The sequence below is a fragment of the Blautia sp. 1001283B150304_161114_C9 genome, from assembly GCF_015668165.1.
Taxonomy (GTDB): domain Bacteria; phylum Bacillota; class Clostridia; order Lachnospirales; family Lachnospiraceae; genus Blautia_A; species Blautia_A wexlerae.
In genome coordinates this window covers 52,100-74,457 of sequence record NZ_JADPGO010000019.1, presented here as the reverse complement: position 1 = coordinate 74,457, position 22,358 = coordinate 52,100, and the positions used below count along the sequence as shown (strand labels likewise).

Genomic DNA, 22,358 nt, shown 5'->3' with positions numbered 1-22,358 from the left:
CTCACCCTGACTCTCTATATACTGATGGATTGTTTCAACAGGTGCTATATTTCAAAGATTTCTTTTGTTCTCTCTGACATCTTATCGTCCAGCATCTTTCTGCCATATTTCATAACCAGAATCAAACAAAAACACTGAATGAGAATGATTATCTAAACTCATTATGTACACTCACTTATTGCTTATTTCGACCGTCCAAATTCCAAGAGCATATTGTTCTTCTCTCTATTATAATATATTTATTGTGTCAGAACAAGTGTTTTGTGATTTTTTATAAATTTGAGCAGACATGCTCGAATGTGCAATTCATCCCATCACCTATAGGTGAGGGAATTCTTGCTACGGTTGTTAAACAAAAGAATACCGCTGTGTAATGTAACAAAAAAGACCCTGAAGAACTGTATTTCTACAATTCTCCAAGGTCAAATTTTACGTTTGGACACTTTAGGGCTGGTTGGCTATTTTACCTCTTTAGAGGATATTTCGCGTTGCCCCTTAACATTATGTTAATTATGCATTCTTCTCAGCGATAGCTGCCTGTGCTGCTGCAAGACGAGCGATCGGTACACGGAATGGTGAGCAGGATACATAGTTAAGACCGATCTTGTGGCAGAATTCTACAGAAGACGGATCTCCACCATGCTCGCCGCAGATACCTACGTGAAGGTTCGGGTTAACCGGTTTGCCGAGTTCGATAGCCATCTTCATCAGCTTGCCAACGCCAACCTGATCCAGTTTTGCAAATGGATCGTTCTCGAAGATCTTAGCGTCATAGTATGCGTTGAGGAATTTACCTGCATCATCACGGGAGAAGCCGTATGTCATCTGAGTAAGGTCGTTTGTACCGAAGCAGAAGAAGTCTGCTTCTTTAGCGATCTCGTCAGCTGTAAGAGCTGCTCTCGGGATCTCGATCATTGTACCAACTTCATACTGAAGGTCAGAACCAGCGGCTTTGATCTCAGCATCAGCTGTCTCAACTACGAATTTCTTAACATATTTAAGCTCTTTTACATCACCAACAAGTGGGATCATGATTTCCGGTTTGATTGTCCAGTCCGGATGAGCTTTCTTAACTTCGATTGCTGCGCGGATAACTGCTGTTGTCTGCATCTTAGCAATTTCAGGATATGTTACAGCAAGACGGCATCCACGATGTCCCATCATCGGGTTGAACTCATGAAGAGAAGCGATGATAGTCTTGATCTGCTCTACAGTTTTGCCCTGAGCATCTGCAAGTTTCTTGATGTCAGCTTCATCTGTAGGAACGAACTCATGAAGAGGCGGATCCAGGAAACGGATAGTAACAGGGTTACCTTCCAGAGCTTCAAAGAGACCTTTGAAGTCATCCTGCTGGAATGGAAGAACTTTTGCAAGAGCTTTTTCTCTCTCTTCTGCTGTTTCGGAGCAGATCATTTCACGGAATGCATCGATACGTCCCTCACCGAAGAACATATGCTCTGTACGGCAAAGACCGATACCTTCTGCACCAAGCTCTACAGCTTTCTTAGCATCAGCCGGAGTATCTGCGTTTGTACGAACTTTCATTGTTCTGTACTTGTCAGCCCAAGCCATGATGCGTCCGAACTCACCAGCGATTGTAGCGTCTACAGTCGGGATGATTCCGTCGTAGATGTTACCTGTTGTACCATCGATGGAGATGAAGTCTCCTTCGTGGAATTCTTTACCAGCAAGTGTAAATTTCTTGTTTTCTTCGTCCATAGCGATATCACCACATCCGGATACACAGCACTCACCCATACCACGGGCAACAACTGCTGCGTGAGATGTCATACCACCACGAACTGTCAGGATACCCTGAGCAGATTTCATACCTGTGATGTCTTCCGGAGATGTCTCAAGACGTACAAGTACGACTTTTTCTCCTCTTTCAGCCCATTCAACAGCGTCATCAGCTGTGAATACGATCTTACCGCAAGCAGCTCCAGGAGAAGCGCCAAGGCCTTTACCCATTGGTGTAGCAGCTTTCAGAGCAGCAGCATCAAACTGTGGGTGAAGAAGAGTATCAAGGTTACGTGGGTCGATCATAGCTACAGCTTCTTCTTCTGTTCTCATTCCCTCATCAACAAGGTCACAAGCGATCTTTAAAGCAGCCTGAGCTGTTCTCTTACCATTACGTGTCTGAAGCATATACAGTTTACCATGCTCTACAGTAAACTCCATATCCTGCATGTCTCTGTAGTGTTTTTCAAGTGTTTCGCAAACCTGTTTGAACTGTACGAATGCTTCCGGGAATTTCTGTTCCATTTCGGAGATGTGCATAGGTGTACGAACACCGGCAACAACGTCTTCACCCTGAGCATTTGTAAGGAATTCACCAAACAGACCGTTAGCTCCTGTAGCAGGGTCACGTGTGAAGGCAACACCTGTACCACAGTCATCACCCATGTTACCGAATGCCATCATCTGTACGTTAACAGCTGTACCCCAGGAATACGGGATATCGTTGTCACGACGATATACGTTCGCACGTGGGTTGTCCCAGGAACGGAATACGGCTTTGATAGCACCCATTAACTGTTCCTTAGGATCAGTTGGGAAATCAGCACCGATTTTTGCTTTATATTCAGCTTTGAACTGTTCTGCTAACTCATGAAGGTCTTCTGCTGTAAGTTCAACGTCCAGCTTAACACCTCTGTCAGCTTTCATCTTATCGATAAGTTCTTCGAAATATTTCTTTCCGACTTCCATAACTACGTCAGAGTACATCTGGATGAATCTTCTATAGCAGTCCCATGCCCAACGAGCATTGCCGGATTTTTCAGCAAGTACGTTAACAACGTCTTCATTTAAACCAAGGTTCAGGATAGTATCCATCATACCTGGCATAGAAGCTCTCGCACCAGAACGAACGGAAACAAGCAGAGGATTTTCTTTGTCACCGAATTTCTTTCCGGTAACTCCTTCCATTTTGGTGATTGCTTCCATGATCTGAGCCATAATCTCATCATTGATCTGTCTTCCGTCTTCATAGTACTGAGTACAAGCTTCTGTTGTGATTGTGAAGCCCTGAGGTACAGGAAGACCAAGGTTTGTCATTTCAGCAAGGTTGGCACCTTTACCACCCAGAAGGTTTCTCATATTAGCGTTACCTTCTGTAAACATGTAAACCCATTTTGCCATTTTACATTTTCCTCCTAAATTATTGTTCTTTTGTAACTATTCAGCATTCTGTTGTGAAGTAACTGAACAGCCACTCCTTTCGCACATAAGTAAATATATGTTTCTTATACGCACATAATTATTTTATAGAATTTGTGTCATTTCGTCAAGGTTATTCTGCTAAAATTAGCTAAAATTTTTATACATTCTGCATAATGTGATTTATTTTATTATTCTTATTATTGTTAAGGTTTTCTCAGTCCTTTATTCTGGTCTTTATCTGTATTTTTCTCTCACATCTCATTATAACAGGAAAAAACGGGAAGCAAAACAGATAAGTTGATCTGCCCGGCTGCCCGTTTATAATTTTTATCAATTATTTCTTTCTGCCTTTTTTCATGTTCAGTACCAGATGTCTCGGCATACCATTTACCATAATAGGCTGATAATCTCCCTGGATCAGAGGTTTAATATAGTCTACAAAATCCTTAGTTACGTTTGTAGCATCTTTATTCATCCATTCTCTCGGAACAAGTTTCTCCTCATTTGCGATTCTGTGTACATCGTAGATACCTGTAGCTGCCATGTAGGGATCATCGGAAACACGGTCGATAACAACCATCTTACCTGTGTCACCTTCATCTGCAGCTTTAACTGCAGCACCACCTACCATGAATGCTTCATCAATATCCACTCTGGATGCCATGTGTGAAGCACTTCTCTGTAATGTGGAAAGTTCAACAGCTCTTGTCTTGCATCCGCACTCCGCTGCCAGGAAGTTTGCCAGATAAGTGGCTGTTCCCTGAAGCTGTTTGTGTCCAAATGCATCCACATAGTCTCCCACGCTTCCAAGCTCACATACATATCTTCCGTCTGCCAGCTTGATTCCCTCGGAAACTGCGATTACAATAGATGCTTTTTTATTCAGAAGATCTTTTACTTTTGCAAGGAATTTCTCAACATCAAAAGGCACTTCCGGCAGATAGATCAAATCCGGTCCGTCGCAGTCCTCAGATTTTGCCAGTGCTGTGGCACCTGTAAGCCATCCGGCATTACGTCCCATGATCTCCATGATCGTAATCATATTTTTCTTATAAGTAAGTCCCAGTGCATCGCGGATCACTTCTTTTGTGGATGCGCCGATATATTTTGCAGCACTTCCGAATCCGGGTGTATGGTCTGTCAGCGCCAGGTCATTGTCGATTGTTTTCGGAACACCAAGGAACTTCTGAGTCTGTCCTGTGAGAATCGCATAATCAGACAGTTTCTTGATCGTATCCATGGAATCATTTCCGCCAATGTAGATAAACGCATAGATATCCAGTTTATTTAAGATCTCAAAAATCTTCTCATAAATTGCTTTATCTTCGTGAATCTCAGGAAGCTTGTAACGACAGGAACCTAAAAATGCAGATGGTGTTCTCTTGAGTAATTCGATATCCAGTTCTGAATGAATCTGTGTTGACAGATCAATATACTGTTCATCCAACAGTCCCTGAATGCCGTGAAGCATTCCGTATACTTTGTCAAATCCTCGTTCAATGGCATTCTTATAAACTCCGGCAAGACTGGAATTGATTACTGCAGTAGGTCCTCCTGATTGTCCAACAATGATATTTCTTTTTTTCGCCATAGCAATGACCTCCTTGTTTTCACGTTTTGTTCATTATGTCTTAGAGTGTGTCTGAAAAATGCTTTACGCAAGATGTGCGTCACAATTTTTCAGACACGCTCTGGTCCCGCAGGACTCGTTGAGGTAAATTGTAACAAATATTTTTTTATTCGTCAATCATTTATTGTGGTTTTTACACATATGATTCCTGTATTTCGTCACTATATCCGTGTATTTTTCGTTTTATCGCAATATTTCAAGTTTGTTTTTATGTATTTATAACTATATTTAATCCTGTCCATGTGTTATACTTATAAACAGATTGATTCCGGCATCAACTTATAGTAATCCTCTAAAATAATGCATTTAAGAGGATTGCTATAAATCAAAACCTTTTTGAAAATTGCCGGACATCAATATCCGTGACTATTCGGTACCTTCGCAGTTACGAACCAAAATGCATTTCAAATCACCTTCGGTGATGACATTTTGGCTTATTCATGCCAGACCATCTTGCAGGATACTGCCTGCTGAACAGTTACACAATATTTATCGATCAAGGAGGATTCATTTATGATCCATACAATTGAAAACGACTATCTTAGAGTATCTGTAGACGATCATGGTGCTGAGCTTTGCAGCATTTTTGATAAAGTACATAACAGAGAAGTGATCTGGCAGGCAGATCCGGCTTACTGGAAACGCCACGCACCGGTTCTTTTCCCTAATGTGGGACGTCATTTTGAGGATCACTATCGTATTAATGGAGTCGAATATCCCTCCAGTCAGCATGGGTTTGCCAGGGACAGCGAATTTACCTGCGTGGATATGACTGCTGATTCCATCACCCATAGGCTGAAATCTTCTGATGCCACAAGAGAAAATTATCCATATGATTTTGAGCTGAAGATCAAGCATGTTCTGGAGAAGAACCAGGTCAGTGTATGCTGGGAAGTGATCAGCCTTAATGATGAAACCATGTATTTTACAATTGGCGGCCATCCTGCATTCAATGTACCTGCCGGAGGAATTGGCTCCCAGGAGCAATATCATCTTACTTTCGACGGCCGGGATTCCCTCTCCTATCTGCTGATCGACATGTCATCAGGCACCGCGGTCGCAGATAAAGCTTATACACTGGAGCTTGAGAATGGTTCCTGCCTTATTGATGCTCACATGTTTGACAAAGATGCCCTTATTTTTGATGACCAGATTGAAAAGGCCGGCATCGCTTTCCCTGACGGAACTCCTTATGTGGAACTGATCTGTCATGGATTTCCAAGCTTTGGCATCTGGTCCGTCCCGGGTTCTCCTTTTGTATGTCTGGAACCATGGATGGGACGCTGTGATGATTTTGGATTTAAGGGCGAGCTTCCGGAAAAGAAATATATCAACACTCTGGACAAGGATGAAATTTTTACTGCATCATATGAAATAAAAATTTATTAATTTTCTCCATTTATCCTGAAAGCTGTGCTATAATGTCACAGTATATGAAAGTCATCCTGTCCGGTATCCACGAATTTACCCATGCAGACATGACTGATTCATGGCAGCCACTCAGGACTTTCATAGAAAAACACAGGAGGAAATTTCCATGACTAGAGAAGAATTTCAGAAGCTGACACAGGATGTTGTACTGCTCGACGGTGCTACCGGTTCCAATCTTATGGCCGCCGGAATGCCAAGAGGAATCTGTACAGAAGCATGGATCATGGAGCACAAAGAAGTTCTGCAGAATCTGCAGAAGGCTTATGTTGAAGCAGGAAGCCAGATCGTATACGCACCTACTTTCGGCGGAAACCGTTACAGTCTCGGACTTCACGGACTGCAGGATAAGCTTGCGGAAATGAACCATGCACTTGTAAATATTTCCAGAGAGGCAGTAGGACATAAGGTCTATGTTGCCGGTGATATTACCACAACAGGCAAGATGATGGAGCCTGCCGGTGATCTCACCTATGAGATGGCATATGAAACATACTGTGAACAGATTAAGATTCTTGAGGATGCAGGTGTTGATCTGATCGCTGCGGAAACCATGATCAATATCGAGGAAACACTTGCCGCACTGGATGCTGCTGCATCCGTAAGTTCTCTTCCTGTAATGTGTACAATGACCGTAGAAGCTGACGGAAGCATTTTCAGCGGAGGAAATGCTGTGGAGGCTGCGATTGCCCTTGAGGGTGCAGGTGCTGTGGCAGTTGGGATCAACTGTTCTGTAGGACCTGACCAGCTGGTATCCGTTGTCCGCAATATCAAAGAGAACGTATCCATTCCTGTCATCGCCAAACCTAATGCCGGTATGCCGACGATTGATGATCAGGGAAATGCCATTTACAGTATGGACGCCAAAAGCTTTGCAGAACATATGAAGGTTCTGATTGAAAATGGTGCGTCTGTTGTCGGAGGATGCTGTGGTACTACTCCGGAATTCATCCGCGAGATAAGCAGAAGCCTCGGAAGATAGATTTTGTATCTTCGACAGCCATAGTCAGACGAATAACGAATATTCGCAGCCAAAGCAGGGAACTTTCCTGATTCGGTTAAAGAGGGATATGACTCAAAAAAGCACATAACTTAGGATAGAATCTGTCTCAATCCGAGATATTCTCATCCTCTGTTATGTGCTTTTTGGTAATTGTCCGGCTTTCCTCTGTCCTGATCCTGCGAAAATACCATGGCAATTCTATAAACAGTTGCGCTTTTTATTATCTGCTTTTCATCTACTTCACTTTGATTGCCTTCTTCGGGCACATCTCCTGGCAGCAGAAACAGCGGATACACTTTCTGTAATCATATACCGGCGGCTTTCCTTTGCCTTTTCTGAAATCCACGGCTTTCCCCGGAACCGGACAGCTCTGCACACAGATCCCGCAGCGGACACATTTATCAGCTTCTATATATGGTTTTTTTTGAAAAATGTTTAACGCTCCCGCCATTCTTGTCCAGATATTCTTTCGCACTTCTGTACGGTCTACATTAAAAGCCGGATTTCCGTATTTTTTCACTGCCTCTGCCATGGAAATCTCCCCGTCTGGTGTCAGAAGGGTAATCTCCTCTTCTTTCCATGTACCAAGTCCCATTTTCTCACCATGATAGTTCGTCGGAACCATCTCCGGTTTCAGATAAACCAGACGGCTGAATACACTGTCCAGTGCAACCGGATCGGTGGACATCAGCAGTACATTCATAGGAACCGGATCTCCCGAACCCGGTCCGTTGCCCTCCATGGCCACAATCCCATCCATCACATACAGCTTCGGTGCCACACATTTATTCAGATCAATAAGCATTCTGGCAAAGCTGTCTGCACTCGGGTACTGCGTGTGCCCCTTCGCTTTATGGAATCCATATATAAACCCATAGCTGTTCTTAACCGCACCGGTGATACGTTCTAATGCATGTGTTTTCATCTTGCTCAGGGAAATCACACAGTCCTGCTCCAACAGTTCTTTTGGCAGGATAAATTCCTTTGCCTGGGCTCCCTGCGGATAAGCAGTTTTCACGCCCTCAGAATAATCAACAGCCGGAATATGATATTTCTCCAGATAAGTATCCATTCCTGTTCCGCGGATCACTGCCTGAGTGGTTCCATGACCGCAGGAATCCGCAAGCACAATATTCTCATACCTACTTTCACGCAGGATTCCCGCAAAAGCTCCTACTACAACCGGATGTGTGATCACTGCTTTCTCTACCTCTGCTTTTTTCAGCAGATTCGGCTTCAGCAGGATCTTCGCATCCTTTGGAATCAGAGTCTCCACTCCACCCAGAAAATCCAGTCCCTGTTTCAGCAGCATATAGATTTTTTCTTCATCATATTCCCGGCAGGGAAGTAATACCACTTTACTTTTCACCAAATTCACGCACCTTTATCATCTCCGGACAGATCCACCTGTCTCAGTGCTTTTCTTACCGGCAAAATACATGCCGGCACTACAGAGAGACAGTCCACACCCATCCTCAGAAATTCTTCTGTCAGGGCAGTATCTGCAGCAAGTTCCCCGCAGATACAGACACGTCTGTTTTCTGCATGTCCCGCTTCGATCACCATTTGAATCATACGCAGCACTGCCGGGTGATGGTCATTATATTTCTTGCGCAGAAGCGGATTCTGTCTGTCCATCGCCAGTGTATACTGACTCAGGTCATTGGTTCCAAGACTCAGGAAATCCACTCTTCTGGCAAGCTCCCGGCTGATCATGACTGCTGCCGGAGTCTCGATCATGATTCCTGTCTTAATATGTTTGTACGGAATCCCTTTTTCGTCCAGCCCGCTCTTTACTTCCCGGATAATCTCTTCGATCTCATCCATTTCCTCTTCTGAACTGATCATCGGATACATCAGCGCCAGGTTTCCATAGGCACTCGCCCTGAAAATTGCCCGAAGCTGTGCCTTGAACATTCTTTTTCTGTCAAGGCAGAGACGGATTCCTCTGTTCCCCATGATCGGATTTGTCTCATCCGGGATATTCAGATATTCTGCCTGCTTGTCTGCTCCGAGATCTGCCGTACGGATCACAGTGAGCTTTTCTCCCATGGTCTCAGCAATCTTTTTGTATGCAAGAAACAGCTCATTTTCACGAGGATAATTTTCTCTTCCAAGATACTGGAATTCACTGCGCAGAAGACCAATCCCGGCAGCTCCGTAATACAGCACACTGTTCAGGTCATCCATATTTCCGATATTGGCATAGATTTCAATTTTCCTGCCATCTTTTGTGATATCCGGTTCTCTCCTTAATTTCAGAAGTTCTTCCCTTTCTTCTTTATCAGCCTGCCTGCGGATCTCATATTCTTTTTTTACCTCTTCATCCGGATCAATATACAAAGTTCCGGTATATCCGTCCACAATAGCCTGCCGTCCGTCCCACTCCGAATCTGTGTCAATTTCCAGCAGAGCCGGTATATTCATTGTTTTTGCCATAATGGCAGCATGAGACATATCGGAACCATGGTGGGTAACAATAGCCATCAGTTTATCCTTATCCATCTCCATCAGTTCTGTTGGAGTGATACTCTCCGTCACAACGATCACAGGTTCATCCCCAAGATCTATCCTGGGAGAGATACCTCCCAGTTCACCGATCAGGCGGTCAGAAATCTCCCGCATATTATCCAGCCGTTCTTTAATCGCAGGCTCTTCCAGAGTTCTGAAAGTCTTAAGCATCTCATCCCTTGTAGTCATTACCGCATAGGCAGAATTTACTTTTTCACTCTGTATGACACTCTCAATGGCACGTTGAAAGCTTTTTCCCTCCAGCAGATTCTTCTGTCTGAGAAAAATCTCTGCCTGGGTTCCCTGAATTATGCAGTTTTTTTCATATAAATCCTCCAGCTGTTCCATGACTCTGGTGCGCGCCTGCCGGAAAATATTCAGCTCTGTTTTCACATCTGTGATTTCGTACTGGCGCATCTGATATTCGCTTTTATGATAATACAGTATCTTACCGATGGCAATTCCGGAAAAGGCACCGGTTCCCTTGTAAACATCCATATTAACTCCTTAGTTGATTAACCCCTTAGTCGCAGGCAGCCTTAAATTCAGTCCAGTTCTTCTGATACTGTGCGTCTGCGTCCTGGCTTACATTCTGGACGATCTCGCCCTTTGTAACGTCATCCGGAACTACCAGATCCGGATTTACCAGCTCATCTGCTGCTTTATTTGTGCTGTAATAGCCGATATAGTCTGTGCATTTCGCTGCAACCTCCGGCTGCATGATATAATCCATGAAAGAATATGCCGCATCTTTATCCGGCGCTTCACTTGGAATAAACATACCCATAATACCAAATCCAAGTCCTTCTTCCGGATATACCACCTTCAGATCAGGATTCTCAGCCAGAGCAGCTGTTACCTGAGAGGTATAAAGAAATGCAACACTTGCTTCTCCGTTGAGAAGTGCATTCTGTGTATTGTCATCCTGGATCAGACGTACATTCGGAGCAAGTTCCAGAAGCTTTTCTCCTGTCTTCTTGATCACGTCAACGTCCTCTTCATTCATGCTCTCGCCCATGGAAAGCTGAGTGATACCATTGATCACACGATAGTTTGCAGTCAGTGCAATGCTGTCCTCAAGAGACGGATCCCAGAGGTCTTTATATCCTTTGATATCAATATCCACCTGCTCCGGATCGTAAACGATCAGCGGAATACCTGCTCCGTAAGGAACTGTGTATTCGTCATCTGGATCATAGAACTGTCCCTGATATAATGGGTTGATATTCCCGATATTCTCCAGAGAATCCTTGTCAAGCTTCTCTGCAAGTCCTTCCTGGATCGCAGTTTCCAGAATATAGTCATCTGCGATCACGATATCATAGTCGCCGCCCTTTGCCATGGAAAGCTTCTCAAGCATGGTTTCATCTGTATCGAAGTTTGAATAAACAACCTTAACTCCTGTCTCTTTTTCAAAATCATCCAGAACTTCCTGCGGGAACATTCCCTCCCAGGTAAAGAGAACAAGTTCTTTATCATCTCCTGCATCCTTGAATCCGGTGAATGCTGTTCCTGCCATTAATGCACACATCACTACTGCAAGTACTCTTTTTTTCATAAATGATCTCCCTTCTTATGCTCTGCATTGTTGTCTGTATCAGCCACTGTCCGCCTTCCACCGTATCGGCAGACAGCGGCTATCCTTTTTTACTTTGCTTTTACTTTTGTCCAGAGTTCCGCAAATTTCTGCTTGATCTTTGGCTGCTGATAAGCAAAGATTTCGTTATTCGGGTTGGTTGTATCCGGAATATAAGAACTGATTCCGGCATAGTCCCCCTCCTTCATGGTTTCAAAAGCACTCTTCACTGTAGAAGTATACCCTACTTCTTCCGTATTGGAAAGAGCAGATTTATCACTGATCATAAAATTGATAAATTCATGGGCAAGCTGTACTTCACTACAGTCCTTTGTGATAACCATTGCATCATACCATCTGTTGGTTCCCTGTTCCGGTGTGAAGTAGTCCAGATTCGGGTTTTCACTGATAATGTAAGATGCATCTCCGGAGTACACAACTGCCAGCGCTTTGTTTCCTGAAATCATGTTGTCGATCACATCATCGCCTGCATAGATCGGATCCATAGTGTCACGCTGATCGATCAGCCACTGATAAGCCTCCTCGATCTCAGACTCATTTGTAGTATTCATGGAATACCCAAGTGCTTTTAATGCTATCATAAAGGAATCTCTCTCAGAATCATACATGTAAATATTTCCTTTATATTTCGGATTACACAGAAGATTCCAGCCATCTTTCAGATCAGCCTCATCTACTACTGTCTTATCATAAAGGATTCCTACTGTTCCCCAGAAATACGGACAGGAATAACGGTTGCCCGGATCATAGCTCTGGTTCATGACATCATTCAGCAGATTTTTCTTATTCGGAATTTCTTTCCAGTCAAGTGCCTGCAGATATTCTTCTTTGATCAGTCTCTCAATCATGTAATCAGACGGGATCAGCACATCATAAGTCTCACCGCTTGAAAGCTTGGTGTACATCATCTCATTTGACTCAAAAGTCTCGTATACGATGGTACAATCATATTCTTTTTCAAAATCCTCCAGCAGGGAAAGATCCATGTACTCTCCTGCATTGTAAACTTTCAGCACATGAGTGGACTGCGCCACGAATCCCCATTTGATCAGCCCTGCCGTAACGGCAACAACCAGAACTACAGAGACAATTTTTACTGCTTTCCTGTTCAGCTTTCTGGCTTTATTCTTAAACTTCGGAAGCAGATTGGACAAAAGCAGTACCACGATGATGACTACGATCACGATGGTTGACAAAGCATTGATCGTCGGATTGATACGCTTTGTCATATTATATACAACAATAGAGATATTCTTTACACCATTTCCTGATACGAAATAGGAAATAACGAAATCATCAAATGACATGGTAAATGCAAGCAGCGCGCCTGCGAAAATACCCTCTTTGATCATGGGCACGATAACCTTTGTCAGAGCCTGAAAAGGTGTTGCCCCAAGGTCCATGGCAGCATTTGCCATATTCGGATCCAGAGCCCTTACCTTCGGATAAACGCTGGTAATTACATACGGGGTGCAGAACGCAATATGTGCCAGCAGCATAGTCAGATATCCTTTTCGAAATCCCAGAGAAGAGAACAAGAGCATCAGACTGATGGCAGTTACGATCTCAGGATTCAGAATCGGGATATTATTAATATTCAAAAGCAGTTCCTTGATTACCTTCTTTGATTTGGATAAACCGATCGCTGTAATGGTTCCAAGTATTGTAGAAACAATGGTCGCAATGATCGCAATGGTAACAGATACATAAACTGCCTTAATTACTTCCCCGTTACCGAGAAGTTCCTGATACCAGCGCAGGGAAAAGCCTGTAAATCTGGTCAGTGACTTGGATGAGTTAAAGGAAAAGATCATCGTCACCAGGATCGGCAGGTAAAAGAAAGCAAGGCAGAGTACTACATATAACATTGAGAAAAATTTATTATTACGTTTCATGCCGTCCTCCCTTATTCATCTTTATCCATCTTCTTCATCAGGCTCATAAAGATCAGAATGAGCACAGCCAGAATCAGAGAAATCGCACTTCCGAAATTCCAGTCACCAACAGAGATAAACTGAGATTCGATCAGGTTACCAATCAGCATGTACTGTCCGCCTCCGAGAAGTTTCGGAATAACGAATGTGGAAATAGACAGCAGGAATACCATCATGATTCCATTGAGCACGCCGGGGATGGACAATTTCCAGATAACCTTTGTGAAGGTCTGGAATTTATTTGCCCCCAGGTCATAGGCAGCCTCGATAAAGGATTTATCCATCTTGCTCAGGGATGTATGAATCGGGATGATCATAAACGGCATAAAGTTACAGACCAGACCAACCACTACGGAAAAGTCCGTATACATCATTGTCACCGGGGAAATCCCCAGTAATCCAAGCAAATGGTTGATGATACCATTGTCCGACAGCAGGTTCATCCATGCATAAGTACGCAGAAGCATATTGATCCATTCCGGAATAGTTACCAGCAGGATCAGAAGACTCTGGGATTTTTCCGGACATTTGGAAATAATATATGCCAGCGGATAGCCAAGTCCCAGACAGATGACTGTCGTCAGGATTCCAAGCTTAAAGGACTTGAAAATAACGCTCATATACGTTGCTTCCAGGAATTTGCGGAAATTCTCCAGTGTAAAGGAGAACGTCAACACTTCGTTTCCATCTTCTGTAAATGCATATAATGCGATCAGTATCAGCGGGATGACAATGACCACAAATGCCCACACAAGATATGGTTTGATAAGACTTCTGTACTGTTTCATCAGTAGCTTCCCATCTTACACATAACATGGATGTCTTCAGGCCCGAATTTCAGTCCCACTTCCCTTCCGACTTCCGCATAATCTGTGGTATGAACCATATAAGTACGAAGTTCTGTCTCGATCAGGATCTCATAATGCACACCCTTGAAGGTAATATTGCGCACGATTCCCCTGATCTTTGCCTGACCGGGATCTACGATATCCAGATCCTCAGGTCTTAATACAACTTCGATCTCTTCATTATCCTCAAATCCCTTATCCACACATTCAAACTCAAATCCGTCAAAAGCAACCAGATAATCGCGGATCATGGTTCCCTCGATAATATTGGATTCACCGATAAAGCCTGCAACAAAACGGTTTTCTGGCTCATTGTAGATATCTGTAGGCGAACCGATCTGCTGAATCTCACCGTTATTCATAACAACAACCGTATCTGACATGGACAGGGCTTCTTCCTGGTCATGGGTAACATAAATGAAAGTGATGCCGACTTCCTGCTGGATCTTCTTTAATTCTACCTGCATCTGTTTACGGATCTTTGCATCCAGTGCACCCAGGGGCTCATCTAAAAGCAGAACCTTCGGCTCATTTACCAGAGCTCTGGCAATGGCCACTCTCTGCTGCTGTCCACCGGAGAGCAGAGTTACATCTCTTTTCCCAAAGCCTTCCAGACCAACCATCTTCAGCATACGCTCCACCTTCTGGGCGATGACAGTTTTATCGACCTTCTTCAGATTCAGCCCGAAACCGATGTTCTCCGCCACATTTAAATGAGGAAAAAGAGCATACTTCTGAAACACAGTGTTAACCTCTCTCTTGTACGGGGGAAGCTTGGAAATCTCAATCCCGTTAAACAGTACTTCTCCGTCACTTGGTTCTTCAAAGCCTGCAATGATTCGAAGAGTGGTTGTCTTTCCACATCCGCTGGGTCCCAAAAGCGTCAGGAATTCCTTTTCGTAAATATCCAGATTGATGCCGCGCAAAACCTGCTGATCATCAAAATTCTTGGTCAGATTTTTTAACTCAATCAGTTTGTTCATCATCTTTTCCTTCCTCTGAATGTATTTTTCTCTGTTTTTTATAATCCGGCTGTTCCAAAAGCATTTGCCGGCTGTTCAGAATATTCGTGAAAGCTATAGCATTTATTTTTTCTTCTTTGTTATCAGTGAATAAACAATAAAAATAGCCAGTGTAGCTGCCAGCAATATCGTACACAACGCATTGATCTCCGGCGTCACTCCCGTTTTCAGCTGTGTGTACACCTTGATCGGCAGCGTAGACAGACGCGGTCCGTTTACAAAAATACTTATTACCACATCATCCATGGACATGGCAAACGCAAGCAGCGAACCTGAAATTACAGCCGGCATAATTAACGGCAGCGTAATATCCCGGAAAGCCCGGAAAGGTCCCGCACCCAGATCCCTTGCTGCCTCTTCCAGCGCCGGATCCATGCCTGCCAGTCTTGCCTTCACTTCCATCAGAATATAAGGCACACAGAATACCGTATGACCTATTAACAGTGTCAGCATGCCAAAGGGCAGGTTCAGCATATAAAAGAATGCCATCAGCACCATACCAAGGATGATCTCCGGTATCATTAACGGCAATATGGAAATGTATTCCAGTGCCCCTTTTGACTTCCAGTGAATCCTTGATAACCCAACTGCACCCAGAGTACCGATCACTGCGCTTACCAGACAGCTTAATACCCCAAGGATCAGACTGTTCACCAACGCTTCCAGCATTGCTCTGTCATGGAAAAGTTCCTGATACCATTTCAGGGAAAAGCCTGTAAATTTCACTGGCAGTTTAGATTCATTAAATGAGAAGACGATCACTACTGCAATAGGGAGATACATCAGAAAGAAAATCAGCCCCATATAAAATCCGGCAAATCTTGAATTCTTTTTCATCCGATTCCCTCCAGTTCTCTGGCATTTGTCACTTTCCTGTAAATCATGATCAGTACAGTTGTAAGTACCATCATCACCACAGCAAGTGCTGCTGCAAAGGGCCAGTTACTTCCTCTTGTCATCTGATCCTGGATCAGGCTTCCGACAAGTACCACTTTATTTCCACCCAGGATATCTGCAATAAAGAACAGTCCCATGGATGGCACGAAAGTCAGGATCACACCCGAAAGCAGCCCGGGCAGTGTAAGCTTCAGTGTTATAGTAAAAAATGCCTGCAGTCTGGATGCCCCAAGGTCTCTGGCAGCCTCCACATAAGACCAGTCCAGCTTCTCTGCGCTGGAGTATACAGACATGATCATAAACGGGAGAAGCACATAAATCATACCGATCACAATTGCCGGGTAGCTGTACAGGATAGACAGCGGTTTCTCAATGATCCCAAGTTTCATCAATACAAAGTTCAAAAGTCCTTTTTTCTGCAAAATAATAATCCAGCCATACAGACGGATCAGGGAATTTACCCAGAACGGCGTAGACAACAGAAGCTGTGCCTTTTTCTTTCTGTGCTCCGGCAGCCTCGCCATGAAATACCCGAACGGATAGCCGATCAAAGCGATTACTATCGTACTGGTAAATGCCAGCTTCAGTGATTCCACAAATGTATTCAGATATACAGGTTCCAAAATATTTCTGTAATTGTCCAGCGTAAATTTCCAGGTCACCCCAAATCCTCTGGACGGCGTAGCAAAACTCAGCGCCACCATATAGATAAGGGGGCATACTACAAACACAATAGTAAAAATGTACAGTGGAAGTGCCATCCATGCAGAACTGTCAGAACGGTTTCTACGCTTCTTCATGAATGTCCTCCCTGTCTACCAGTACTACATCTGTCGGCAGAAAACTGCATCTTACTGTCTGGCCTTCTGCGACGGATGCGTCGATTCCGTATCTGCTGGCGATCAACTGTGTACCATCACTCAGCTTCAGAGTTACACGAAGCTGACCTCCTGCAAAGTTCTTCTCTGTAACAGTTGCCTGTAAACCTGATACACTATTCTTATTATGTGCATCCAAACCACCGCCTGACACACTTATATCAACAGTGTCTCTGTGATCTGTACCGGTATCACCGATTACAGCAGTTTCCTGTAACAATATATTTTCGCTTCTCACAGCCAGAGTTACTTTCTCTCCTGCTGACAGGTATTGTTTTCCCCCTGTATCCTCTGTATTCTGCTGACTTGTTTCAAGCTTTACAATTACCCTGTCATTTCCAATCTTTACGATTGCATTCTCTCCCTGAATACTCTCTGCAGCCCCATGCAGGATATTGGCATTTCCTACAAATGTTGCTACATAACTGGTCTTTGGATGATTATAGATCTCATCCGGTGTTCCGATCTGCTCAATACGTCCGTCCCTCATCACCGCGATCCTGTCAGACATATTGATAGCTTCTTCCTGATCATGAGTGATATAGATAAATGTAATTCCCAGCTTCTTCTGCAGATGCTTCAGTTCTATCTGCATCGCACGGCGAAGCTGCAGATCCAGTGCTCCCAGCGGCTCATCCAGAAGCAGTACCTTGGGATTATTCACCAGTGCTCTCGCAATGGCAACTCTCTGTTTCTGACCGCCCGAGAGTTCAGAAGGCTTTCTTTTTTCATATCCTTCAAGCTGTACCAGTTCCAGCATCTGAGAAACTTTTTTCCTAATCTCATTCTTAGGAACTTTTTTCAGTTTCAGACCATAGCCAATATTCTCCGCAACATTCATATGCGGAAAGAGGGCATAATTCTGAAATACCGTATTCACATCCCTCTGGTTCGGCTCCAGACCTGTCACTTCTCTGCCATCCAGCCAGACACTTCCTGCATCGGGCTGTTCCAGACCGGCAATGATCCGAAGTGTTGTCGTTTTGCCGCATCCCGAAGATCCCAGCAAAGTAATAAACTCCCCTTTACTGATCTCAAGACTGATATTATCCAGAACTGCTTCGCCTTCTGTAAAACTTTTCTTTATCTCCTTCAGTTCAAGTGAAACCTCTGCCAACTATACTCAGCTCCTTTCATGTAAAAAAGATACCTCTTTATACTAAAAAAGATACGAAACCACGCGTAAAAGCTCTCGCCCCTACATCGGTTTATGCCAATGCTGACGCCTGTTACAGTGCCAGTCTCTGCATGGTTTCGCATCTGTATATGTCCATTTTTCCAATTATAGATATATCCGGTCCGTTTTTGTTCCATCCAGTCTGCGTGCACTCCTGACCATGATGTCCACATAAGAAAACCGGAAATCAACCATTCTTCTTGATAGATTCCCGGTCATTATTTATTTGGTATAATCCAAAAGCTATATTAAAGGATAGGCCCGAGATTGTCAAGTAAATTTGTTACTGTTCACTCCGTTCACAGTAACTTAGCCAAAATTCATTCCAGATTGCCTGCGGCAATGGAATTTTGGCTTGTATGTCTCGGGATTTTTGCATATTCATGCCAAAACACCTCGCGGGATAGTGGCGTGTGGACAGTAACGTAAATTTCTCTTTACAATCATTTCAATTCCTACCGGCAATTTTAAGGTACTCACCATACGAACATCCATAAAAACATAAAAAATCCACTATACTCTGCTTTTCAGTATAGCGGATTTTCTATAAAATTACAATTGCCCAATATCTTCCAAGCTGAAAATGAGACTCGAACTCACGACCCCTTCATTACGAGTGAAGTGCTCTACCGACTGAGCTATTTCAGCTTATGCTGTAATCTGTCAGAAATTGATAATTCTGACAGCCACAGCATTTAGTTTATAATATTATTTCTTCTCTGTCAAGTCCTTTTTGACCGGTATTTCAGATACTGTTTTCGTCACCGGTTTCACTGCAGTTTTTACAGCTGCTTTTGTTTTCCCGGCAGCCTTGCGTACAGTTCTTGTCTTGGTGATGGATTTCTTGATCTGGCTGTGCTCGGCAGCAGGCTTTTTCTCAGTTTCTTCCGGAGTGCAGGTAAAGACTGCCACGCCAAGTGCCGGAAGCTTTACTGTGATGGAGTACTCTCTCTCATCACACTCAGCCTTCTTCGCCGCTTTAACTCTCGTATTTACTACACCATTACCACCATACTTTTTATCATCGCTGTTAAAGATTTCTTTATATTTGCCGGCAAAAGGAACTCCCACATTGTAGTTTTCATATGGGATTGCCGCGAAATTGCAGACAGCCAAAATAGTTTCTTCCGGTTTCTCTGTCTTTCTCATGAATGCGATCACATTCTCCTCATACTTCATCAGCTGAACCCATTCAAATCCATCATATTCATCATCCAGCTGATAAAGTGCAGGATGAGCAAGATACATATTATTGAGGTCTTTGACAAATACTTCCAGTTCCTTTGGCATATCTTTATCCGGTGCCATCATCTTGCATCCCGGATGAAGCATCATATAAGCATAAGCCTCTCTGATCTGCGCATTCTTCTGTTCTTCACTTCCCGGCAGCTTATCCGCAAAATCCTTCAATGTACCAACATCCCTGCTGCCAAGCGTCAGAATATAATGTTCGCAGTATGCATAGAGCATGGACATAGTCAGCTGATCATGGTAATTCTTTCTCTCAATAGGATCCTTACTCAGATATTCAAGCAGATCTTTTGTCCATCCGCCACTCCATTTATAGTCAAATCCCAGATGGTCATTCTCCACACTGTCTGTCAGCTCCGGCCAGAGTCCGTTCTCCTGAGCAACTAAAAGCAATCCGGGATTTCTCTCCTTTATCACAGAATTCAGATGCTTCAGAAATTCCAGAGCATCCAGGTTTTCATTGGTTCCGTAAATATTAGGTGTCCACTCTCCCTGATTTCTGCCATAGTCCAGATACAACATGGCATCTACATCATCCATACGCAGGCCGTCAGCATGGTAGACCTCAGCCCAGAAGCAGGCATTGGAGATCAGGAAATCCTTCACCATCGGGCTTCCGTAATTATAGAGCAGTGTTCCCCAGAATGGATGAATCGCCTCTGCCGGATTCTGTCTCTCATAAAGAGGTGTTCCGTCAAATTTCTCCAGACCGGAGGCATAACGTGGGAACTGTGCAGGTGTCCAGTCCAGGATCACACCGATCCCCGCCTGATGCAGCTCATCTACCAGCTTCTGAAAATCCGCCACGCTTCCAAATCTGGAAGTAGGTGCATAATATGCATATGTAGAATAACCACCTGTAATATCATCCAGGTATTCCATCACAGGATGGAGTTCCACATGGGTAAAATCTTCCTCTGCCAGAAATTCCACCAGCTCCTCAGCGGATTTCCATTCCTCCAGAGATGTTTCGTATATAGAAACCGGCTGTTTCCTGTCATCAAATCTGTGACGCTCTTTCATCCAGTCTCCGTCATTCCACTGAAAAGCACTTACATCTGCTACCACAGATGCTCCCTCAGGATCATGGTCTGCACTGTTCCCATAAGGATCAGCCTTTAACAGAACTTCGCCGCCTTTGACTTTAATTTCATATTTATAATGTGTCCCTGCCTCTACCCCGGGTACAAACAGCTCAAAGATACCGGACATAGGCATACGATGCATAATAGTCGCACGTCCGATCCATCCATTAAAATCACCTGCAATATTTACACTCACTGCGTTCGGAGCCCAGACAGCAAAAAGAGTACCTTTCACTCCTTTAATCTCCATAGGGTGTGCGCCCAGCTTCTTATATGCCTCATAATAAACACCCGCGCAGAAAGCCTTCTCCTCTTCCTCTGTGATCTGGCATGGAAAAGCATAGGGATCATAACATTCTGTCTCTGTCTCTCCCATTTTTATAAGGAATCTGTATTCCGGCACCTTGCGTACAGGAAGCAATACTGCAAAATATCCGGCCTCGTCTTCTTTCTCGCAGACATAGGTTTTCTTTCCGCTGATCACACTGACTTCTTCTGCATCAGGAAAAAATCCCTGAATAAGAACTCCGTCCTGTGTGATCCTTGGTCCCATCACATCTCTGGGAGCAGTTTCCTCTCCATACACAATAGCTTCAATCCTCGGCCAGTCCATATAGCCGTATACTTTTTCGTCCATAGCTGTGCTACCTCCCCGATTGTCAGAAATACGATGATCGGTTACTCTTACCGGCAGCGTATTTATGGTACATTAAACGTCACCTGTAAACAATAACAAATCAAGTTATGTTTATTTTAGCATCTTTGCACAAAAAAATAAAGAAAATTGTTTGACAAATTCCCTTTCCTGCGCTAAATTTATGTTATTAACTATGGAAAGAATCTTGTTCCGGATACTTTGCTTCTTTCCATCACAACAAGGAGGATACAAAATGGGAAACAAAGCCTTTGACGTAACCGCATTAGGCGAATTATTGATTGACTTTACTGAAAACGGTAACAGCGCACAGGGAAATCCGATGCTGGAAGCCAATCCAGGCGGTGCTCCATGCAATGTGCTTGCAATGCTTGAAAAACTTGGCAAAAAAACTGCATTCATCGGCAAAGTCGGAAACGACATGTTCGGAACCCAGCTTAAGAATGCTGTAGAGGAAGTAGGGATCGATACCCGCAACCTTGTGATCGACAACGAAGTACACACAACACTTGCCTTCGTACACACCTATCCTGACGGAGACAGAGATTTCTCCTTCTACCGTAACCCGGGAGCAGATATGATGCTCACCAAAGATGAAATCCAGGAAGACCTGATCAGAGATTCCAGAATCTTCCACTTCGGAACTCTTTCTTCCACTCACGAAGGAGTACGCGAGGCAACCCGCTATGCCATCGACGTTGCAAAAGAAGCCGGATGTATCGTCAGCTTCGACCCGAACCTTCGCCCGCCATTATGGAAATCTCTGGATGACGCAAAGGCAGAGATTGAATATGGCCTTGGCAAATGCGATATTCTGAAAATCTCAGATAACGAAGTTGAATTCCTGTTCGGAACTACAGACTATGACAAGGGTGCCGCACTTCTGAAAGAGAAATACAACATTCCGCTTATCCTTATCACACTTGGAAAAGACGGAAGCCGCGCTTACTACAAAGACATGAAAGTGGAAGCTGCTCCTTTCCTTCAGGAAAAGACTATCGAGACAACAGGTGCAGGCGATACCTTCTGCGCAAGTTCCTTAAATTATGTTCTGGAACATGGTCTGGACAATCTGACAGAAGAGAACTTAAAAGAACTGCTCACATTCGCAAATGCGGCAGCTTCTCTGATCACCACACGCAAGGGTGCTCTTCGCGTTATGTCCACCAAAGAAGAGGTTCTTGACTTTATGAAGTCAAGAGGATGTTAATTTATATATTTCCTTAATGGACAATAATGAAGCCCGCTGCACTGCCAGACAGGGCTTCATTTTAATTCTC

General features: G+C 43.9%; 15 protein-coding genes and 1 tRNA gene. 3 read left to right on the top strand and 13 right to left on the bottom strand.

Annotation, left to right across the window (positions count from 1 at the left end; all coding sequences use genetic code 11):
* Positions 1-510: 510 nt before the first annotated feature.
* Both ppdK and I4V44_RS11015 read right to left on the bottom strand, forming a co-directional pair.
* Positions 511-3,141 carry a pyruvate, phosphate dikinase gene (gene ppdK, locus I4V44_RS11020; protein ID WP_118330417.1) on the bottom strand — a complete coding sequence of 877 codons (2,631 nt, stop codon included), beginning with the start codon at positions 3,139-3,141 and terminating at the stop codon, positions 511-513.
* A 355-nt stretch (positions 3,142-3,496) separates the two neighbouring features.
* A complete protein-coding gene (locus I4V44_RS11015; RefSeq protein WP_008703460.1) occupies positions 3,497-4,753 on the bottom strand; it encodes a 6-phosphofructokinase in 1,257 nt (418 codons plus the stop codon).
* A 552-nt stretch (positions 4,754-5,305) separates the two neighbouring features.
* Here I4V44_RS11015 and I4V44_RS11010 point away from each other — a divergent pair.
* Both I4V44_RS11010 and I4V44_RS11005 read left to right on the top strand, forming a co-directional pair.
* The gene (locus I4V44_RS11010; protein ID WP_026648874.1) at positions 5,306-6,181 is read left to right on the top strand and encodes an aldose 1-epimerase family protein; all 876 of its coding nucleotides are present in this window, start codon (positions 5,306-5,308) and stop codon (positions 6,179-6,181) included.
* 148 nt (positions 6,182-6,329) lie between these two features.
* Positions 6,330-7,202: a homocysteine S-methyltransferase family protein gene (locus tag I4V44_RS11005; RefSeq protein WP_196002715.1), complete on the top strand. Its 873-nt coding sequence runs from the start codon at positions 6,330-6,332 to the stop codon at positions 7,200-7,202.
* Between the two features lie 256 nt (positions 7,203-7,458).
* Here the strand turns inward: I4V44_RS11005 and I4V44_RS11000 are convergent, their stop codons facing one another.
* The 11 genes from I4V44_RS11000 to glgB all read right to left on the bottom strand — a co-directional run bounded on the left by I4V44_RS11000 (position 7,459) and on the right by glgB (position 21,060).
* Positions 7,459-8,601 (bottom strand): DUF362 domain-containing protein, encoded by a 1,143-nt coding sequence (locus I4V44_RS11000; protein WP_055201222.1) that lies wholly within the window; start codon positions 8,599-8,601, stop codon positions 7,459-7,461.
* Positions 8,598-10,232 (bottom strand): phosphoenolpyruvate--protein phosphotransferase, encoded by a 1,635-nt coding sequence (ptsP, locus tag I4V44_RS10995; protein ID WP_196002714.1) that lies wholly within the window; start codon positions 10,230-10,232, stop codon positions 8,598-8,600. Before ptsP ends, I4V44_RS11000 begins: the two co-directional genes overlap by 4 nt.
* A 25-nt stretch (positions 10,233-10,257) precedes the next feature.
* Positions 10,258-11,292, bottom strand: a complete 1,035-nt coding sequence (locus I4V44_RS10990; RefSeq protein WP_025577627.1) for a polyamine ABC transporter substrate-binding protein — start codon at positions 11,290-11,292, stop codon at positions 10,258-10,260.
* 89 nt (positions 11,293-11,381) lie between these two features.
* Positions 11,382-13,226: an extracellular solute-binding protein gene (locus I4V44_RS10985; RefSeq protein ID WP_055201226.1), complete on the bottom strand. Its 1,845-nt coding sequence runs from the start codon at positions 13,224-13,226 to the stop codon at positions 11,382-11,384.
* Between the two features lie 11 nt (positions 13,227-13,237).
* On the bottom strand, positions 13,238-14,053 hold the full coding sequence (locus I4V44_RS10980) for an ABC transporter permease (protein WP_008703470.1): 816 nt from the start codon (positions 14,051-14,053) through the stop codon (positions 13,238-13,240).
* Entirely contained in the window at positions 14,053-15,099 is a 1,047-nt protein-coding gene (potA, locus tag I4V44_RS10975; RefSeq protein WP_020993963.1) for a spermidine/putrescine ABC transporter ATP-binding protein, read from the bottom strand. Before potA ends, I4V44_RS10980 begins: the two co-directional genes overlap by 1 nt.
* A 99-nt stretch (positions 15,100-15,198) precedes the next feature.
* Positions 15,199-15,972 carry an ABC transporter permease gene (locus I4V44_RS10970; RefSeq protein ID WP_196002713.1) on the bottom strand — a complete coding sequence of 258 codons (774 nt, stop codon included), beginning with the start codon at positions 15,970-15,972 and terminating at the stop codon, positions 15,199-15,201.
* Entirely contained in the window at positions 15,969-16,832 is an 864-nt protein-coding gene (locus I4V44_RS10965) for an ABC transporter permease (RefSeq protein WP_062807754.1), read from the bottom strand. The genes I4V44_RS10970 and I4V44_RS10965 overlap by 4 nt, the downstream gene beginning before the upstream one ends.
* The gene (locus I4V44_RS10960) at positions 16,819-18,027 is read right to left on the bottom strand and encodes an ABC transporter ATP-binding protein (protein WP_196002712.1); all 1,209 of its coding nucleotides are present in this window, start codon (positions 18,025-18,027) and stop codon (positions 16,819-16,821) included. The genes I4V44_RS10965 and I4V44_RS10960 overlap by 14 nt, the downstream gene beginning before the upstream one ends.
* Positions 18,028-18,662: 635 nt before the next feature.
* Positions 18,663-18,735: transfer RNA gene (locus tag I4V44_RS10955), tRNA-Thr, on the bottom strand.
* 60 nt (positions 18,736-18,795) lie between these two features.
* The gene (gene glgB, locus I4V44_RS10950) at positions 18,796-21,060 is read right to left on the bottom strand and encodes a 1,4-alpha-glucan branching enzyme (RefSeq protein WP_196002711.1); all 2,265 of its coding nucleotides are present in this window, start codon (positions 21,058-21,060) and stop codon (positions 18,796-18,798) included.
* Positions 21,061-21,313: 253 nt separating this feature from the next.
* Here glgB and I4V44_RS10945 point away from each other — a divergent pair, with 253 nt between their 5' ends.
* Complete coding sequence (locus tag I4V44_RS10945; RefSeq protein ID WP_025577613.1) at positions 21,314-22,288, top strand: carbohydrate kinase family protein; 975 nt, start codon at positions 21,314-21,316, stop codon at positions 22,286-22,288.
* The last annotated feature ends 70 nt before the right edge of the window (positions 22,289-22,358 follow it).

Bases quoted from the DNA above. Each gene is read 5' to 3' on its own strand.
- I4V44_RS10945 (WP_025577613.1), top strand. From the start codon at position 21,314: ATGGGAAACAAAGCCTTTGACGTAACCGCATTAGGCGAATTATTGATT.
- potA (WP_020993963.1), bottom strand. From the start codon at position 15,099: ATGATGAACAAACTGATTGAGTTAAAAAATCTGACCAAGAATTTTGAT.
- I4V44_RS11010 (WP_026648874.1), top strand. From the start codon at position 5,306: ATGATCCATACAATTGAAAACGACTATCTTAGAGTATCTGTAGACGAT.
- I4V44_RS10990 (WP_025577627.1), bottom strand. From the start codon at position 11,292: ATGAAAAAAAGAGTACTTGCAGTAGTGATGTGTGCATTAATGGCAGGA.
- I4V44_RS10980 (WP_008703470.1), bottom strand. From the start codon at position 14,053: ATGAAACAGTACAGAAGTCTTATCAAACCATATCTTGTGTGGGCATTT.
- I4V44_RS10970 (WP_196002713.1), bottom strand. From the start codon at position 15,972: ATGAAAAAGAATTCAAGATTTGCCGGATTTTATATGGGGCTGATTTTC.
- I4V44_RS10985 (WP_055201226.1), bottom strand. From the start codon at position 13,226: ATGAAACGTAATAATAAATTTTTCTCAATGTTATATGTAGTACTCTGC.
- I4V44_RS10965 (WP_062807754.1), bottom strand. From the start codon at position 16,832: ATGAAGAAGCGTAGAAACCGTTCTGACAGTTCTGCATGGATGGCACTT.
- ppdK (WP_118330417.1), bottom strand. From the start codon at position 3,141: ATGGCAAAATGGGTTTACATGTTTACAGAAGGTAACGCTAATATGAGA.
- ptsP (WP_196002714.1), bottom strand. From the start codon at position 10,232: ATGGATGTTTACAAGGGAACCGGTGCCTTTTCCGGAATTGCCATCGGT.
- I4V44_RS11015 (WP_008703460.1), bottom strand. From the start codon at position 4,753: ATGGCGAAAAAAAGAAATATCATTGTTGGACAATCAGGAGGACCTACT.
- glgB (WP_196002711.1), bottom strand. From the start codon at position 21,060: ATGGACGAAAAAGTATACGGCTATATGGACTGGCCGAGGATTGAAGCT.
- I4V44_RS11005 (WP_196002715.1), top strand. From the start codon at position 6,330: ATGACTAGAGAAGAATTTCAGAAGCTGACACAGGATGTTGTACTGCTC.